This window comes from Massilia cellulosiltytica (assembly GCF_047325105.1).
Taxonomy (GTDB): domain Bacteria; phylum Pseudomonadota; class Gammaproteobacteria; order Burkholderiales; family Burkholderiaceae_D; genus Telluria; species Telluria orientalis.
In genome coordinates this window covers 5,611,668-5,629,147 of record NZ_CP168562.1, presented here as the reverse complement: position 1 = coordinate 5,629,147, position 17,480 = coordinate 5,611,668, and the positions used below count along the sequence as shown (strand labels likewise).

Here is a 17,480-nt window from a genome sequence, read left to right as displayed (position 1 = left end):
GAGTTTTCCTGTCTGTTTCGATTGAGATTTTCTAAATGATCCGTGAGCCGGTGCCGCCCTTGAAGCCGCTGCGCGCGTTCGAAGCCGCCGCGCGGCACCTGTCCGTGAAAGCCGCGGCGGAAGAGTTGTGCGTGACGCCGGGCGCCGTCAGCCAGCTCGTGCGGCAACTGGAGGAGCACCTCGGCGTAAAGCTGTTCGAGCGGGTCAACCGGGGCATCCTGCTGACCCAGGCGGGCCGCGACTACCTGCCGCCCGTGCGCAACGCCTTCCGGCAGATCGCGCAGGCCACGCAGCGCCTCGCGGCGTCCGCGGATGCCGGCACGCTGACGTTGAGCGTCACGCCGTTCTTCGCGTCCGCGTGGCTGATGCCGCGCCTGCAGCGGTTCCGCGACGCCCATCCCGGCATCGACCTGCATATCGTGACCAGCACCGCGCTGGCGGATTTTGCGCGCGACGGCGTGGACGTCGCCGTCCGGCACGGCGCGGGCCGCTATCCGGGCTTGCGCAGCTATCGCGTGGCCTCCGTCGAGATCGTGCCGGTGGCCGCGCCGGCCCTCGTGGAACGCCTTGGCTTGCCGTCATCTCCTGCGGACCTGGCGCGCTGGCCGCACGTGCACGACGCCGACCGCAAGGGATGGAGCTTGTGGTTCCAGGCAAACGGCGTGGACGACGTCGCGCTGCCGCGCGGCCCGTCGTTCGACGACGCCAGCCTGCTGCTCGCTGCAGTCCTGGCCGGGCAGGGCGCCGGCCTGCTGCCGGCCGCGATGGTGGCGCACGAGGTGGATGCCGGGCGCCTGGTCAGCCTCGCGAAACCGGCCCACATGGAGACGTTCGCCTACTACCTGGTCTATCCGGAGGCCCGGCAGGACAACCCGAAGGTGGCCGCGCTGCGCGACTGGATCCTGGCGGTGGACTAGCGGATCACCCGTTCCAGTGCCGGCGCAGCAGGCCGTAATACACCGTATCGGCGGGCTCGCCCTGCACGATCCAGCGCTCGGGCATATAGCCTTCCTTGTGAAACCCCAGCTTTTCCAGCACCCGCGCGGACGCCCCGTTGCGCGGGTCGACGTCGGCCTCGACGCGGTTCAGGTCGAGCGTCGTAAAACCGTAGGCCAGCAGCGCGCGCAGCGCCTCGCTGACGTAGCCGCCGCCCCAGTGGGCGCGGGCCAGTGCGTAGCCCATTTCGCAGCGGCGGCTGGTGTCGACGAAGCGGTGCAGGCTCACGTTGCCGATCAGTTCTCCCGTGTCGATCAGTTCCACGCCCAGGCGCATGCCGCTGCCGTCCGCATAGGCGGCCTGGGTGGCGGCGATATGCTCGCGCGACTGATCGAGCGACGTCCACGGCCCGCTGCTCCAGTAGCGCGCCACTTCCGGATCGGCAAACACGGCATAGTGCGCGTCGACGTCGCGCTCGTCCATCCAGCGCAGTTTCAGGCGGGGCGTGAACAGTTCGATGGGGCTCAGGGTGGGCATGGGTTCTCCTGGAGGCCGACGGCGGCGAGGACCATGCCCGTGATCAGGCGTTCGGCGTCGTCGAAGTCGGATGGTTTCAATTGTTCGCGGTCGAGCACGAGCGTCATCTGGGCGGCGAAGTCGGCGTACGACTGCGTCATCGCCCACACGGCGAACAGCAGATGGGTGGCGTTGACGGGCGCGATCTTTCCGTCCGCGATCCAGCGCTCGAACACGGCGATGTCCGCGCGCAGCAGCGGGATCACGCGGCGGCGGATCTGGTCGGCGTACAGCTTGGCGCCGCCGATCACTTCCATCGCATACACGCGCGACGCGAGCGGCTGCTCGCGCGAGAACGTCAGCTTCGCGCGCACATAGGCGCGCAGGACGTCGCCCGGGTCCTTGCCCGGATCCGCGAGGCTGGCCATGCGCGCGAGCCAGTCGTCCAGCACGTTGTCGAGCACGCGCTGGTACAGGGCCTGCTTGGTCGGGAAGTAGTACATCAGGTTCTGCTTCGACAGGCCCGCGCGCTCGGCGACGGTGGCGATCGACGTGCCTTCGTAGCCGCATTCGGCGAACTGGCGCACGGCTTCGCCGAGGATGGTCGTTTCGACTTTGTCGCGATGGCTGACCCTGTGTTTGACGGGGGCGATGGTCATGGGTGTTCTCCTCAAATCGAACGCAGGAAGTCGAGCAGGGCCGGCTCGTGGGCATACGCGACGTTGAAGCGGAACCAGGCCGTGGCGGGCGGCTTCAGCGCAAAGAATTCGCCCGGCGCCAGCAGGATGCTCGCGCGCAGCGCCCGTTCGGCGATGGCGCGGCCGCTTTGTTTTTGCGCCGGCCAGCCTGCGCTGACGAACATCCCGCCGCGCGGCCGGGCCAGCGGCACGAGGCCCGCGTCGCCGAGGCGCTCCAGCGCCAGCTCGCGCGCGTCGTCCAGCTGCAGCACGAGGCGCTCGACCTGCTTGCGGTAGGCGCGGCTGCTGACCGCATCGTACACGGCGCGTTCGTTCACCTCGGACGTCGTCAGGCCCGTGAGCATCTTGACGCGCACCAGTTCGGGCATCAACGAGCCCGACGCGCAAACGGAACCCACGCGCAGCACGGGCGACAGGGTCTTGGAAAAGCTGCCGATGCGGATCACCCGGCGCAGCCCGTCCATGGCGGCCAGCGACGAGTCGCCGCGGGCGGCCAGTTCGCGGTAGATGTCGTCCTCGACGAGCCAGAAATCGTACTGCTCGGACAGCGCGAGCAGCCGGTGCGCCTGCGCCTGCGACAGCGACGTGCCGAGGGGATTCTGCAGCACCGTGTTGACGAACATGAGCTTCGGCTGGCGCGCCTGGGCCTCGCGCGCGAGGACCTCCATGTCCAGGCCATGCGCGTCGCGCGGGATGCCGACGGCCTCGCAGCCGTGATGCCGGACGAGCGCGAGCAGATTGCCGTAGCCGGGATCCTCGACGAACACGACGTCGCCCGGCCGCGTGAGCGTGCGCAGCACGAGGTCGAACGCATGCGTGGCGCCGTGCGTGAGCAGTATCTGTTCCGGTTCAACTGCGAACAGATCGGCCGACAGCGTCGTGGCGAGATGCTGGCGCAGGCTGGGAAAGCCGAGCGGGTGGCCGTAGCCGCGCAGGCGGCCGGCCGGGATCTTCATCGCGTGGCGCACCGCGTCGAGGATCGTCGATTCGCCATACCACTCGGGCGGCAGCCAGCCGGCGCCGACGGGCAGCGCATCCGTCTGGCCGGAATAGAGGTCGGGCGTGAGCGTGTCGACGACATTGGCGGCCGCGGGGAGGCACGCTTGCTGCGCCGGGGCTTCCGCGCCGCGCGCGACGAAAAAGCCGGACCCGCGCCGCGATGACAGCAGGCCCAGGTGCAGCAGGCGGTCGTACGATTCGACGACGGTGAAGGTGCTGACGCCATTCACTTTTGCGAATTGTCGAACGGACGGCATCTTCGTCCCGGCGGGCAGCGTGCGCCGATTTACCATCCCGGCGATGGCCGCGACGATCTGGTCGACCAGGCTGCCGCGGCGCTGGCGGTCGATCGCCAGCACCGGCCATCCCTCGCTCTCGCTCTTTTCGGTGGGTTCCATGCGCCTCCATCGCGCGACGTCCGAAACTGTACAGGCTATGCTACCTATACGGTTGGCCATTTTCGCAGACTGTGTATATGTGCCACTGTTGTACTGCTGTCTATTATTGCATCATTGTTTTTGCCAGTTGGTAAATTTTGTACTGGCCACTGATTCTAAAAGGGGAGTCGCATGAACGAGTCCAGACCCGAATCGATGTCATCCTTCTGGATGCCATTCACCAACAACCGTGACTTCAAGGCCCATCCGCGCCTCCTCGTCTCGGCACAAGGAATGTATTACAAGGACGTCGACGGCAACGCAGTCCTCGACGGCACCGCCGGCCTGTGGTGCGTCCCGTGCGGCCACGCGCAGCCGAAGATCGTCGCCGCCGTCAGCGAGATGGTCGGCCAGCTCGACTTCGCGCCGACGTTCCAGATGGGCCACCCGGCCGCCTTCGACCTGGCCGAACGCCTGATGGACTACACGAACCACAAGTTCGGCCACGTGTTCTACACGAATTCCGGCTCGGAAGCGGTGGACACCGCCCTCAAGATCGCGCTCGCGTATCACAAGGCCCGCGGCGACGCCGGCCGCACGCGGCTGATCGGGCGCGAGCGGGGCTATCACGGCGTCGGCTTCGGCGGGCTGTCCGTCGGCGGCATCGGCCCGAATCGCAAGGCCTTCGGGCCACTCCTTCCCGGCGTGGACCACCTGCCGCACACGCACAATCTCGGCAAGAACGCGTTCTCGCGCGGCGAGCCGGAACATGGCGCGGAACTGGCCGACGAACTGGAACGCATCGTCGCGCTGCACGACGCGTCGACCATCGCCGCCGTCATCGTCGAACCCGTGGCCGGATCGACGGGCGTGCTGATTCCGCCGCAGGGTTACCTGAAGCGCCTGCGCGAACTCTGCACGAAGCACGGCATCCTGCTGATCTTCGACGAAGTGATCACGGGCTTCGGCCGCCTGACGACGCCGTTCGCCGTCGATTACTTCGACGTCGAGCCGGACATGATGACGACGGCGAAAGGCCTCACCAACGGCACCGTGCCGATGGGCGCCGTGTTCTCGAAAAAATTCATCCACGACGCGTTCATGGAAGCGCCGGCCGGCATCGAGCTGTTCCATGGCTACACGTATTCCGGCCACCCGCTCGCGTGCGCCGCGTCGATCGCCACGCTGGAAGTCTTCAAGGAGCAGGGCATCCTGGAAAACGCGAAGTCACTGCAACCGTACTGGGAAGACGCGGTGCACAGCCTGCGCGGGCTGCCGCACGTGATCGACATCCGCACCATCGGCCTCGTCGCCGGCATCGAGCTGGAAAGCATCCCCGGCAAGCCAGGCGCGCGTGCCTTTGCCGCGTTCAAGCAGGCTTTCGCGGACGGCATCCTGATCCGCACGACGGGCGACATCATCGCGCTGTCGCCGCCGCTCGTGCTGGAGAAAAAACACATCGACGAATTGTTCGGCAAGCTGGCCGCCGTCCTGAAAAACCTCGACTGAAAGGCGACCATGGAGACCATCAACCATTTTATCGGCGGCCGCGTGCTCGACGGCGGCGAGCGCTTCGCCGACGTCTACAACCCCGCGCTGGGCGAGCCTTGTGCACGCGTGGCGCTGGCGAGCATTGAGGATGTCGCCGCCGCCGTGGCGGCAGCCGGCGCCGCATTCCCGGCCTGGGCCGCGACACCGCCGCTGGCCCGCGCCCGCGTGCTGTTCAACTACCTGCAGCTGTGCCAGCGCCACACGGACGAATTCGCGGCGCTGGTCGTGCGCGAACACGGCAAGACGTTCGCCGACGCGCGCGGCGAAGTCGCCCGCGGCATCGAGGTCGTCGAGTTCGCGGTGGGCATCCCGCAGCTGCTCAAGGGCGAATTCACGGACCAGATCGCGCGCGGCATCGACGCCTGGTCGATGCGCCAGCCGCTGGGCGTCGTCGCGGGCATCACGCCGTTCAACTTCCCCGTGATGGTGCCGATGTGGATGTTCCCCGTCGCCATCGCGTGCGGCAACACGTTCATCCTGAAACCGTCCGAACGCGATCCGTCGGCGTCGCTGCTGCATGCGCGGCTGCTGAAGGAAGCGGGGCTGCCGGACGGCGTGTTCAACGTCGTCCAGGGCGACAAAGGCGCGGTCGACGCGCTGCTGGATCACCCGGACATCCAGGCCGTCAGCTTCGTGGGCTCGACGCCGATCGCGGAATACATCTATGCGCGCGGCAGCGCCGCCGGCAAGCGCGTGCAGGCGCTGGGCGGCGCGAAGAACCACATGGTCGTGATGCCGGATGCCGACATGGACATGGCGGTCGATGCACTCATCGGCGCCGCGTACGGATCGGCCGGCGAGCGCTGCATGGCGATCTCGGTGGCGGTCGCGATCGGCGATGCGGGCGATGCGCTGGTCGCGCGGTTGGCCGAGCGCACCCGCGCCCTGAAAATCGCGGACGGCATGGCGGATGGTGCGGAGATGGGGCCGGTGGTCACGCAGGCGGCCAAGCAGCGCATCGAAAAACTGATCGGGGAAGGCGTGGAGCAGGGCGCGACGCTGGTCGTCGACGGCCGCGGCTTCAAGGTGCCGGAGCGCGACAACGGCTTCTTCGTGGGCGGCACCTTGTTCGACCACGTCCAGCCTTCGATGTCCATCTACAAGGAGGAAATCTTCGGCCCCGTGCTGTGCGTCGTGCGCCTGCCCGACGTGGGCAGCGCCTTGGCCCTCATCAACCGCAACGAGTACGGCAACGGCGTCGCCGTTTTCACCCGCGACGGCGGCGTGGCGCGCGAATTCGTGCGCCAGGTGCAGGTGGGCATGGTCGGGGTGAACGTGCCGCTGCCGGTGCCGATGGCGTTCAACAGCTTCGGCGGGTGGAAGAAAAGCCTGTTCGGCGATCACCATGCGTACGGGCCGGAGGGCGTGCGGTTCTATACGCGCCACAAGGCCGTGATGCAGCGCTGGCCGAATACGGCGAGCAGCGGGGTGGAGTTCGCGTTCCCGCAAATGAAATGACGGACACGATCCGTTGATACGTCGTCCCTGCGAGGGCAGGGACCCAAGTCGCACGCATCTCGACGACGCACGCAACCTGGGCTCCCGCCTGCGCGGGAGCGACGGTGGTTTTTTTGAGTCGCTACGAAAAAATGACGGACACGATCCGTTGATACGTCGTCCCTGCGAAGGCAGGGACCCAAGTCGCACGCATCTCGACGACGCACGCAACTTGGGCTCCCGCCTGCGCGGGAGCGACGGTGGTTTTTTTGAGTCGCTACGAAAAAATGACGGACACGATCCGTTGATACGTCGTCCCTGCGAAGGCAGGGACCCAAGTCGCACGCATCTCGACGACGCACGCAACTTGGGCTCCCGCCTGCGCGGGAGCGACGGTGGTTTTTTTGAGTCGCTACGAAAAAATGACGGACACGATCCGTTGATACGTCGTCCTGCGAAGGCAGGGACCCAAGTCGCACGCATCTCGACGACGCACGCAACTTGGGCTCCCGCCTGCGCGGGAGCGACGGTGGTTTCTTTGAGTCACTACGAAAAGAAGGGATGCTTCATGATCGAGTCACTCCACCACCTGCCCCCCGCCGCCGGCACGCACGGGGCCCTGTCCGAGCGCTTCACGGACCTGGCCCCGGCGCTGACCGCGCGCCAGGCCGCCATCGAAAGCGCCCGCTGCCTGTACTGCTACGACGCGCCCTGTACCCGCGCCTGCCCGACGGGTATCGACGTCGCGAGCTTCATCCGCAACATCCACGAGGGCAATGTGGAGGGCGCCGCGGTCAACATCCTCAAGCAGAACATCTTCGGCGGCAGCTGTTCGCGCGTGTGCCCGACGGAGATCCTGTGCGAGGACGCCTGCGTGCGCAACGACGACGCCGAAGGCCAGCCCGTGAAGATCGGCCTGCTGCAGCGCCATGCCATCGACAACGCCCACTTCGCCGATCATCCCTTCCGGCGCGCGCCATCGACCGGCAGGACGATCGCCGTCGTGGGCGCCGGCCCGGCCGGGCTGTCGTGCGCGCACCGGCTCGCGCTGCTGGGCCATGACGTCGTCGTGTTCGAAGCGCGCGACAAGGCCGGTGGCCTGAACGAATACGGCATCGCCAAGTACAAGCTGCCGGGCGACTTCGCCCAGCGCGAGGTGGACTTCTTGTTGTCGATCGGCGGCATCGAGATCCAGTACGGCCGCATCCTGGGCAGCAACCTGCATCTGCAGGACCTGCACACGCGCTACGACGCCGTGTTCCTCGGCCTGGGCCTCGGCGCCAGCCGCCGTCTCGGCCTGACGGGCGAGGATGCGCCGGGCCTCGCGGCCGCCGTCGACTACATCGCCACGTTGCGCCAGGCCGCGGACCTCGCGGCGCTGCCGGTACCGAAGCGCGCGGTCGTGATCGGGGCCGGCAACACGGCCGTCGACATGGCCGTGCAGATCGGGCGCCTGGGCGCGGAAGATGTCACGCTCGTGTACCGCCGCGGTGTCGAGGCGATGAGCGCGACCGGCCACGAGATCGAGATCGCGAAGACCAACGGCGTGCGCATCCGCACGTGGGCCGCGCCGCACGAGATCCTGCTGGACGCTGCGGGCCGCGTGCGCGGCATGCGCTTCGAGGAGACGCGGCTGGAGGACGGCCGCCTCGCCGGCACGGGCGCGTTCATCGACATCGCGGCCGATGCCGTGTTCAAGGCCATCGGCCAGCACATGGACGGAGACGCCCTGTCCGATCCGCTCGCGCGCGAGCTCGAACGTGAAGGTGACAAGATCCACGTCGACGCGCGGTTCCGCACCAAGCTGCCGGGCGTGTACGCGGGCGGCGACTGCGTGGCGCCGGGGCAGGACCTGACGGTGCAGGCCGTCCAGCACGGCAAGCTGGCGGCGCTGGCGATCCATGACGACATCCTTTCCAATGCGGAGGCATGATGGCCGACCTGAGCATCGATTTTTGCGGCATCAAGTCGCCGAACCCTTTCTGGCTGGCGTCCGCACCGCCGACCGACAAGGCCTATAACGTCGTGCGCGCCTTCGAGGCGGGGTGGGGCGGCGTCGTGTGGAAGACGCTGGGCGAGGATCCGCCGGCCGTCAACGTGTCGTCGCGCTATTCCGCGCTGCACGGGAAGAACCGCGAGGTCATCGGCTTCAACAACATCGAGCTGATCACGGATCGCAGCCTCGAGATCAACCTGCGCGAGATCACGGCCGTCAAGAAGGCCTGGCCCGACCGGGCGCTGGTCGTGTCGATGATGCTGCCGTGCGAGGAAGCGCCGTGGCGCGAGATTCTGCCGCTCGTCGAGGCGACGGGCGCGGACGGCATCGAACTGAACTTCGGCTGCCCGCACGGCATGCCCGAGCGCGGCATGGGCGCGGCGGTGGGCCAGCAGCCGGACCTGATCGAACTCGTCACGCGCTGGTGCAAGACCTACACGCGGCTGCCGGTGATCGTCAAGCTGACGCCCAACATCACCGACGTGCGCGCGCCCGCGCGGGCGGCGCTGGCGGGCGGGGCGGATGCGGTCTCGCTGATCAACACGATCAATTCGATCACGCACCTGGACCTGGACCGCATGGTCGCGTTCCCGGCCGTCGGAGACGCCAGCACGCACGGCGGCTATTGCGGCACGGCCGTCAAGCCCATCGCGCTGAACATGGTGGCCGAGATCGCGCGCGATCCGGTGACGAAAGGCTTGCCGATCTCCGGCATCGGCGGCATCGGCAACTGGCGCGACGCGGCCGAGTTCATCGCTCTGGGCGCCGGCTCGGTGCAGGTGTGCACGGCCGCGATGCTGCATGGCTTCCGCATCGTCGAGGAGATGAAGGACGGGTTGTCGCGCTGGATGGACAGCAAGGGTTATGCAAACATCGCCGCGTTCTCGCGCAAGGCCGTGCCGAACACGACGGACTGGAAATACCTGGACATGAATTACCAGGTCATCGCGCACATCGACCAGGACAAGTGCATCCAGTGCGGCCGCTGCCACGTGGCGTGCGAGGACACGTCGCACCAGGCGGTCGCGCGGCTGGTCGACGGGAATGCGCGCAAGTACGAAGTCATCGCCCAGGAATGCGTCGGCTGCAACCTGTGCGAGATCACCTGTCCGGTCGAGGGCTGCATCACGATGGTGCCGCAGCAGACGGGCAAGCCCTATATGAACTGGACGCAGGATCCCCGGAATCCGAGGGCCGAGGGAGTACTATTGGACGGTGTGTAACGCCCACCCCACGGAGACCGCCCCGATGAGCCCAGACCCCGCAACGAACCAGGATCTCTGGAACGAAGACCTCGCGCCGACGAGCGCCGCCCAGCGCACGTGGCGCTGGTATCACTTCGCCGCCCTGTGGGTCGGCATGGTGATGTGCATCCCGGCCTATACGCTGTCCGCCAGCCTGATCGAGGCCGGCATGTCCGCGTACCAGGCCGTGTTCACCGTGTTCCTCGCGAACGCCATCGTGCTGTTGCCGATGCTGCTGATCGGCCACGCCGGCACCAAGTACGGCATCCCGTACGCCGTGCTGGCGCGCGCCGCGTTCGGCACGCGCGGGGCGCGGCTGCCGGCGCTGATGCGCGCCATCGTCGCGTGCGGCTGGTACGGCATCCAGACGTGGTTCGGCGGCAGCATGATCTACACGCTGCTGGGCGTGCTGGCCGGGCACGAGATCGGCGGCGCAAAGCTGGCCGGCCTGGGCATCAACGGCGCGCAGCTGCTGTGCTTCCTCGCGTTCTGGGCGGTCCAGTTCTATTTCATCGTGCATGGTATGGATGCGATCCGCAAGCTGGAGACGTACACGGCGCCGCTGAAGATCGCGATCTGCTTCGTGCTGCTCGGCTGGGTCTACCAGAAAGCGGGCGGCTTCGGCCCGCTGCTGGAGGCGCCGTCGCAATTCGTCGAAGGCGGCAAGAAGGCCGGCCAGTTCTGGTCCACGTTCTGGCCGTCGCTGACGGCGATGGTCGGGTTCTGGGCCACGCTCGCACTGAACATCCCCGACTTCACCCGCTTCGCGCGCACGCAGCGCGACCAGATCCTGGGCCAGTCCGTCGGCCTGCCCGTGCCGATGGGGTTGCTGGCGGCATTGGCCGTCATCGTCACGTCGGCCACCGTCGTCCTGTACGGCAAGGCGTTGTGGGACCCGGTCGACCTGGCCAGCCGCATGACGGGCGCCGCGGTGCTGATCGCGCTCATCGTCCTGCTGGTCGACACGGTCAGCGTCAACCTGGCCGCCAACCTCGTCGGCCCGGCCTACGACTTTTCCGCGCTGGCGCCGCGCCGCATCTCGTACCGCACGGGCGGCTACATCACGGCCGGCATCGCGCTCGCGATGATGCCGTGGAAGATACTGGAATCGACGCAGGGCTATATCTTCACGTGGCTGATCGGCTATTCCGCGCTGCTGGGCCCCATCGCGGGCGTGCTGATCATCGACTACTACCTGATCCGCCGCACGGAACTGGCGGTCGACCACCTGTACAAGGACGACGGCATCTATGGCTATCGCGGCGGCTGGAACCCGGCCGCGATCGTCGCCTTCGTCGCCGGCGTGCTGCCGAACATCCCGGGTTTCATGAACGCGGCGTTTCCGGAATCGTTCCCGGACGTGGGCGCCGCGTTCAAAACCTTGTACACCTATGCGTGGTTCGTCGGGATCGCGATTTCCGCGGTCGTGTACGGCATCATGATGAAGGGCAGGGCGGCGCCGGCGCTGCATCCGGCCCGTTCGCTCGATTGACCCGAGGAGACGTCAATGACCCTGTTGATACGCGGTGGTACGGTGGTGAACGCCGACCGTGCATTTCGTGCCGATGTGCTGTGCGAAGGCGGCAAGATCGTCGCCGTGGGCGAGAACCTGGAGGCGCCCGCGCACGCGGAAGTGATCGATGCCGGCGGCCAGTACGTGATGCCGGGCGGGATCGACCCGCACACGCACATGCAGCTGCCGTTCATGGGCACCGTCACCGCCGACGATTTTTACACCGGCACGGCGGCGGGCCTCGCAGGCGGCACCACGACGATCATCGACTTCGTCATCCCCGACCCGAAACAACGCCTGATGGATGCATTCCAGACGTGGCGCGGCTGGGCTGAAAAGGCCGCGGCCGACTACACGTTCCACGTCGCCGTCACGTGGTGGGACGACACGGTGCACGAAGACATGGGCACGCTCGTCCAGCGCCACGGCGTGAACAGCTTCAAGCACTTCATGGCGTACAAGAACGCCATCATGGCCGACGACGAGACGCTGGTGAAAAGCTTCCGGCGCGCGCTCGAACTGGGCGCGATCCCGACCGTGCACGCGGAGAACGGGGAGCTGGTCTACCAGTTGCAGCGCGAACTGCTGGCGAAGGGCATCCGCGGGCCGGAAGCCCATCCGCTGTCGCGTCCTCCCGAAGTGGAAGCGGAGGCCGCGAACCGCGCGATCGCCATCGCGAACGTGCTCGGCACCCCGGTCTACATCGTGCACGTGTCGTGCGCCGAATCGCTGGAGGCCATCACACGCGCCCGCGCACGCGGCCAGCGCGTGTACGGCGAGGCCCTGGCGGGCCACCTCGTCATCGACGACAGCGTTTACCGCCACGCCGATCCCGAAGTCGCGCGCGCCTACGTGATGAGTCCCCCGTTCCGCTCCAGCCACCACCAGACGGCGCTGTGGCAGGGTCTCCAGGGCGGCAACCTGCACACGACGGCGACCGACCACTGCACGTTCTGCGCCGGCCAGAAGGGAATGGGCGCGGACGATTTCACGCGCATCCCCAACGGCTGCGGCGGCGTCGAGGAACGCATGGCCGTCGTGTGGGACGCGGGCGTGAATACGGGGCGTCTGACGCCCTCCGAATTCGTGCGCGTGACGTCGACCAATGCGGCCCAGATTTTTAATATTTATCCGCGCAAGGGTTCCGTGTCCGTGGGGGCGGATGCCGACGTCGTCGTGTGGGACCCGCAGGGGACGCGCACGCTGTCGGCCGCGACGCAGCATTCGAAGGGCGACTTCAACGTGTTCGAAGGGCGCACGGTGCGCGGGATTCCCACGTACACGGTGGCGGCCGGGAAGCTCGTGTATGCGGATGGGGATTTGCGGGCGGAGCGTGGGGCCGGGCGATATGTGGAGCGGCCGGCTTTCACCAGCACTATTTGAACGCTACGCACGTCATTCCCGCGGAGGCGGGAATCCATACTGAGCCAGCGCGCATTGTTGACGCCACCAGATCGCACACTCAGCATGGGTCCCCGCTGTCGCGAGGACGACGATGATGCAAGCACCAACTGGAGAGCAAACCATGAACGACCTGCGCATCAACGGCACCCGCCTCTGGAACGCCCTGATGGAACTGGCGCAAATCGGCGCCACCGAGAAAGGCGGCGTGAAGCGCCTCGCCCTGACGGACCTCGACCGCCAGGGCCGCGACCTCGTCGTGCAATGGGCGAAAGCGGAAGGCCTCGGCGTCACCGTAGATAAAATCGGCAACGTGTTCATGCGCCGCGAGGGCACGAATCCGAGCCTGCCCCCGGTCGTTACGGGCAGCCACATCGACACCCAGCCGACCGGCGGCAAGTTCGACGGCAACTACGGCGTACTGGCCGGCCTCGAAGTCGTGCGCACGCTGAACGAGCGGGGCATCCGGACCGAGGCGCCGATCGAAGTCGCGTTCTGGACGAACGAAGAAGGCTCGCGCTTCGTGCCCGTGATGATGGGCTCCGGCGTGTTCTGCGGCGCGTTCAGCCTGGAGACGGCGTATGCGGCGCGCGACGTCGACGGCAAATCCGTCGGCGAGGAACTCCAGAGGATCGGCTACCAGGGCGAGCAGACGCCCGGCGACCACCCGATCGGCGCCTACTTCGAAGCCCACATCGAGCAGGGCCCCGTGCTGGAAGACGCGAACAAGGTGATCGGCGTCGTGCCCGCCGTGATGGGTCTGTCGTGGTACGACTGCACCGTGACCGGGATGGAAGCGCACGCCGGCCCCACGCCGATGCATCTGCGGCGCGACGCGCTGCAGGTCGCGACGACCATCATGCAGGAGACGGTCGCCATCGCCAACCGCTACCCGCCGTACGGCCGCGGCACCGTCGGCATGGTCCAGGTGTTCCCCAACAGCCGCAACGTGATCCCCGGCCAGGTCAAGTTCAGCATCGACCTGCGCAACGTCAGCGACGATCTGCTGAACACGATGCACGGCGAGATCGAGGCGTTCGTCGAGCGCACGCGGCGCGAGACGGGCCTGGGCATCGACCTGCAGCGCGTGTCGTACTACCCGCCTTGCCCGTTCCACCCGGATTGCGTGGGCGCCGTGCGCGCCGCGACGGAACGGCTGGGCTATTCGACGATGGACGTGGTGTCCGGCGCCGGCCACGACGCGATCTATGTCGCGCGGCTGGCCCCCGCCGGCATGATCTTCGTGCCGTGCAAGGACGGCATCAGCCACAACGAGATCGAGGATGCCCAGCCCGTCCACCTGGAAGCCGGCTGCAACGTGCTGCTGCACGCGATGCTGGAACGGGCCGGCATCGTTTCCACGTCCGCGGCCGGTGAGCTTGTTGCTCAAAAGTAACAACATGCAATTTGTTGTTACTATTCTGGCCGATCGGACGCGCCGGTAGCATACTGGGGTCCGAAGCCGCCCGCCGGGCGGCACGCGTCTGACCGACGATGCTGACCGGATACTATGAAACCCCGCTCGTCCTGATTTCGATCCTCGTCGCGATCGTCGCGTCGTATTCCGCCCTCAGCCTCGCGGGCAGGGTGGCGGAAGCCGCCGGGCGGACGAAATTCGCCTGGATGCTGGGCGGCGCGATCGCGATGGGCTCCGGGATCTGGGCCATGCACTTCGTCGGGATGCTGGCGTTCCGTCTCCCGATCCCGGTCGCCTACGACATCCCCATCACCCTCGTCTCGCTGGTGCTGCCGATCCTGGCGTCCGGCCTGGCGCTGTGGCAGGTGAGCCGCGCGAACCTGGGCCCGGTGCGCCTGGGCGTCAGTGCCGTCATCATGGGCGTCGGCATCAATGCGATGCATTACACGGGCATGGCCGCCATGCGCATGCAGCCCGGGATCGTGTACGACCCGCTGCTGTTCGCGCTCTCGGTACTGATCGCCGTGGGCGCGTCGGCGCTGGCGCTGTGGATCGCGTTCCGGCTGCGCCGCAGCACGCCGGACGTGTGGGTGCCGCGCATCGGCGCCGCCGTCGTGATGGGCTGCGCCATCGTCGGCATGCATTACACGGGCATGGCGGCCGCGCACTTCCCGGCCGACAGCGTGTGCATGGCCGCGCGCGTCGGCGTGCATCGCGACAGCCTCGCCACGCTCGTCGTGCTGGCCACGTTCTGCGTGCTGGGCCTGGCCCTCATCGCGTCCGTGTTCGACGCGCACCTGGAAGCGAACGCGCGCATCCTCGCCATGTCGCAGGCGACGGCGGCCGAGCGCCAGCACCTGCTGGAACGCGAGCGCGTCGCGCGCGACGAAGCCGAACGCCTGTCCGCACTGAAGGACGAATTCCTCGCCACCCTGTCGCACGAGCTGCGCACGCCGCTGAATGCCATCCTCGGCTGGGCCGGCATGCTGCAGCGGGGCGTGAAGGACGAGGCGACCATGAAACGCGCGCTGGAGACCATCGAGCGCAACGCGCGCGCCCAGGGCAAGCTGATCGACGACCTGCTCGACATGAGCCGCATCATTTCCGGCACCGTGCGCCTGGACGTGCAGACGGTCGACCCTTCCCGCATCATCGAGGCGGCGCTGGGCACCGTGCACCCGGCCGCCTCGGCCAAGATGATCGCCCTGCGCGCCGATCTGGGACGTGAGCCGGGCACGTTGCCGCTCGAAGTGCGCGCCGATCCGGGCCGGCTCCAGCAGGTGCTGTGGAATCTGCTGGCGAACGCGGTCAAGTTCACGCCGTCGGGCGGCAGCGTGCAGGTGCTGCTGGGGCGCGACGGCAACGACGCCGTGATCCGCGTGATCGATTCCGGCATCGGCATCGCGCCGGACTTCCTGCCGTACGTGTTCGACCGCTTCCGCCAGCAGGATGCGTCGATCTCGCGCCAGCACGGCGGCCTGGGACTTGGCTTGTCGATCGCGCGGCAGCTCGTCGAACTGCATGGCGGGACGATCGTCGTGGACAGCGCCGGCGTGCACACGGGCACCACGTTCACGGTGCGCCTGCCGCTGGCGCGCCCGAGCGCCGTCACGGTGCCGGGAACGGGCGTGCTTCCGATGGCGCAGGCGGGCACGGACGACCTGGCCGACCTGACCGGCGTGCGGGTGCTGGTGATCGACGACGCGCCGGATACGCTCGACGTGCTGGAACAGATCCTGTCGTACAGCGGCGCCGCCACGATGACGGCGCCGGGCGCCAGCGCCGCGCTGGCCCTGCTGGAGCGCGAGGTGCCGGACGTGATCGTCAGCGACGTCGGCATGCCCGAAGTCGACGGCTTCGAACTGATGCGGCGCATCCGCCGGCGCGCGGCCACGGCGGACGTTCCCGCCATCGCGTTGACGGCATTCACCCGCCAGGACGACCGCGCCAAGGCGCTGCAGGCCGGTTTTACCGATTATCTCGCCAAGCCCGTGGAGCCGGCGGCGCTGGCGGCCGCGATCCGGCGCCTCGTCGCCACCGCGCGCGAAGCGTGACGGGACAATCAGCTTATTGGAACGTGGTTTCGCGTTCCGGCGTGGCGCTGATGCGGTGGATGGCCAGGTCGGCGCCGTCGAATTCCTGTTCGGCGTCCAGGCGCAGCCCGACGGTCGCCTTCAACAACCCGTAGACGATGATGCCGCCGATGCCGGCGATGGCGACGCCCAGCAGGGTGCCGACGATCTGCGACGCGAGCGACACGCCGCCCAGTCCCCCCAGCGCCTGGCTGCCGAAGATGCCGGCCGCGATGCCGCCCCACGCGCCGCACAGGCCGTGCAGGGGCCACACGCCCAGCACGTCGTCGATCTTCCAGCGGTTCTGCGCCAGCGTGAACATCACGACGAAGATCGCGCCCGCGATCGCGCCCGTCACGAGCGCGCCCATCGGATGCATCAGGTCCGATCCCGCGCACACGGCGACGAGGCCGGCCAGCGGACCGTTGTAGACGAAGCCCGGGTCGTTCTTGCCCAGCACGAAGGCGGTCAGGGTGCCGCCCGTGAGGGCCATCAGCGAGTTGACGGCAACGAGGCCATTCATCTTGTCCAGCGTCTGTGCGCTCATCACGTTGAAGCCGAACCAGCCGACCGTGAGGATCCACGCGCCCAGCGCGAGGAACGGGATGTTCGACGGCGGGTGCGCCGAGACGCGGCCATCCTTGGTGTAGCGGCCGCGGCGCGCGCCCAGCAGCAGCACGGCGGGCAGCGCGGCCCAGCCGCCGACGGCGTGCACGACGACGGAGCCGGCGAAGTCGTGGAACGGCGCGCCGAATGCGGAGGCAAGCCAGTCCTGGATGCCGAAGCGGTTGTTCCAGGCGATGCCTTCGAACAGCGGATAGACGAAGCCCACGAGCAGGGCGGTGGCGGCCATCTGCGGGTGGAACTTGGCGCGCTCGGCGATGCCGCCCGAGATGATGGCGGGGATCGCGGCGGCGAACGTCAGCAGGAAGAAGAACTTCACCAGTTCGTAGCCGTTCTTGGCGACCAGGGTGCTCGTGGCGCCCATGAAGTGGATGCCGTAGGCGATGCCATAGCCGACGAAGAAGTAAGCGATGGTGGAAACGGCGAAGTCGATCAGGATTTTTACCAGCGCGTTGACCTGGTTCTTGCGGCGTACCGTGCCCAATTCCAGGAAGGCGAAGCCGGCGTGCATCGCCAGGATCATGATCCCGCCGAGCAAGATGAAGAGCGCGTCCGCTCCGCTTTTGAATGCATCCATGCGTACTCCAAAAAAGTGCAAGTTGGTCTGATTGCACTTCTGGGTAGCAATAAACGTTCCAATTTGGTGAAGAGGCGCACTCCCAGTGGGCATGCACTATGGGTTGCCCCGCAAGCGTGCAT

At 67.5% G+C, this 17,480-nt stretch carries 13 protein-coding genes; 9 read left to right on the top strand and 4 right to left on the bottom strand.

All coding sequences use genetic code 11. The features are described from left to right. Window positions 1-35: 35 nt before the first annotated feature. Window positions 36-917 carry a transcriptional regulator GcvA gene (gcvA, locus tag ACEN9H_RS24560; protein WP_056123033.1) on the top strand — a complete coding sequence of 294 codons (882 nt, stop codon included), beginning with the start codon at window positions 36-38 and terminating at the stop codon, window positions 915-917. A 4-nt stretch (window positions 918-921) separates the two neighbouring features. Here the strand turns inward: gcvA and ACEN9H_RS24555 are convergent, their stop codons facing one another. The 3 genes from ACEN9H_RS24555 to ACEN9H_RS24545 are packed head-to-tail and all read right to left on the bottom strand — an operon-like array spanning window position 922 to window position 3,547. Next, on the bottom strand, window positions 922-1,473 hold the full coding sequence (locus tag ACEN9H_RS24555) for a GNAT family N-acetyltransferase (protein ID WP_413672410.1): 552 nt from the start codon (window positions 1,471-1,473) through the stop codon (window positions 922-924). Next, window positions 1,461-2,111: a TetR/AcrR family transcriptional regulator gene (locus ACEN9H_RS24550; RefSeq protein ID WP_413672409.1), complete on the bottom strand. Its 651-nt coding sequence runs from the start codon at window positions 2,109-2,111 to the stop codon at window positions 1,461-1,463. Before ACEN9H_RS24550 ends, ACEN9H_RS24555 begins: the two co-directional genes overlap by 13 nt. Before the next feature lie 11 nt (window positions 2,112-2,122). After that, the gene (locus tag ACEN9H_RS24545; RefSeq protein ID WP_413672408.1) at window positions 2,123-3,547 is read right to left on the bottom strand and encodes a PLP-dependent aminotransferase family protein; all 1,425 of its coding nucleotides are present in this window, start codon (window positions 3,545-3,547) and stop codon (window positions 2,123-2,125) included. Between the two features lie 171 nt (window positions 3,548-3,718). Between ACEN9H_RS24545 and ACEN9H_RS24540 the strand changes: the two genes are divergently transcribed. The 8 genes from ACEN9H_RS24540 (at window position 3,719) to ACEN9H_RS24505 (ending at window position 16,139) form a co-directional block, all read left to right on the top strand. Further along, a complete protein-coding gene (locus tag ACEN9H_RS24540; RefSeq protein ID WP_056123045.1) occupies window positions 3,719-5,035 on the top strand; it encodes an aspartate aminotransferase family protein in 1,317 nt (438 codons plus the stop codon). Window positions 5,036-5,044: 9 nt separating this feature from the next. After that, window positions 5,045-6,535 (top strand): CoA-acylating methylmalonate-semialdehyde dehydrogenase, encoded by a 1,491-nt coding sequence (locus tag ACEN9H_RS24535; protein WP_371763604.1) that lies wholly within the window; start codon window positions 5,045-5,047, stop codon window positions 6,533-6,535. A gap of 547 nt (window positions 6,536-7,082) precedes the next feature. Continuing rightward, entirely contained in the window at window positions 7,083-8,447 is a 1,365-nt protein-coding gene (locus ACEN9H_RS24530) for an NAD(P)-dependent oxidoreductase (protein WP_413672407.1), read from the top strand. After that, the gene (gene preA / locus ACEN9H_RS24525) at window positions 8,447-9,733 is read left to right on the top strand and encodes an NAD-dependent dihydropyrimidine dehydrogenase subunit PreA (RefSeq protein ID WP_413675632.1); all 1,287 of its coding nucleotides are present in this window, start codon (window positions 8,447-8,449) and stop codon (window positions 9,731-9,733) included. The genes ACEN9H_RS24530 and preA overlap by 1 nt, the downstream gene beginning before the upstream one ends. A 25-nt stretch (window positions 9,734-9,758) precedes the next feature. Next, entirely contained in the window at window positions 9,759-11,246 is a 1,488-nt protein-coding gene (locus ACEN9H_RS24520) for an NCS1 family nucleobase:cation symporter-1 (protein ID WP_413672406.1), read from the top strand. A 15-nt stretch (window positions 11,247-11,261) separates the two neighbouring features. Then, entirely contained in the window at window positions 11,262-12,650 is a 1,389-nt protein-coding gene (gene hydA / locus ACEN9H_RS24515; RefSeq protein WP_413672405.1) for a dihydropyrimidinase, read from the top strand. 142 nt (window positions 12,651-12,792) lie between these two features. Next, entirely contained in the window at window positions 12,793-14,064 is a 1,272-nt protein-coding gene (locus tag ACEN9H_RS24510; RefSeq protein WP_413672404.1) for a Zn-dependent hydrolase, read from the top strand. A gap of 98 nt (window positions 14,065-14,162) precedes the next feature. After that, the gene (locus tag ACEN9H_RS24505; protein WP_413672403.1) at window positions 14,163-16,139 is read left to right on the top strand and encodes an MHYT domain-containing protein; all 1,977 of its coding nucleotides are present in this window, start codon (window positions 14,163-14,165) and stop codon (window positions 16,137-16,139) included. A gap of 13 nt (window positions 16,140-16,152) precedes the next feature. Here ACEN9H_RS24505 and ACEN9H_RS24500 read toward each other — a convergent pair whose 3' ends face one another. Next, the gene (locus tag ACEN9H_RS24500) at window positions 16,153-17,358 is read right to left on the bottom strand and encodes an ammonium transporter (RefSeq protein WP_413672402.1); all 1,206 of its coding nucleotides are present in this window, start codon (window positions 17,356-17,358) and stop codon (window positions 16,153-16,155) included. Window positions 17,359-17,480: the final 122 nt, after the last annotated feature.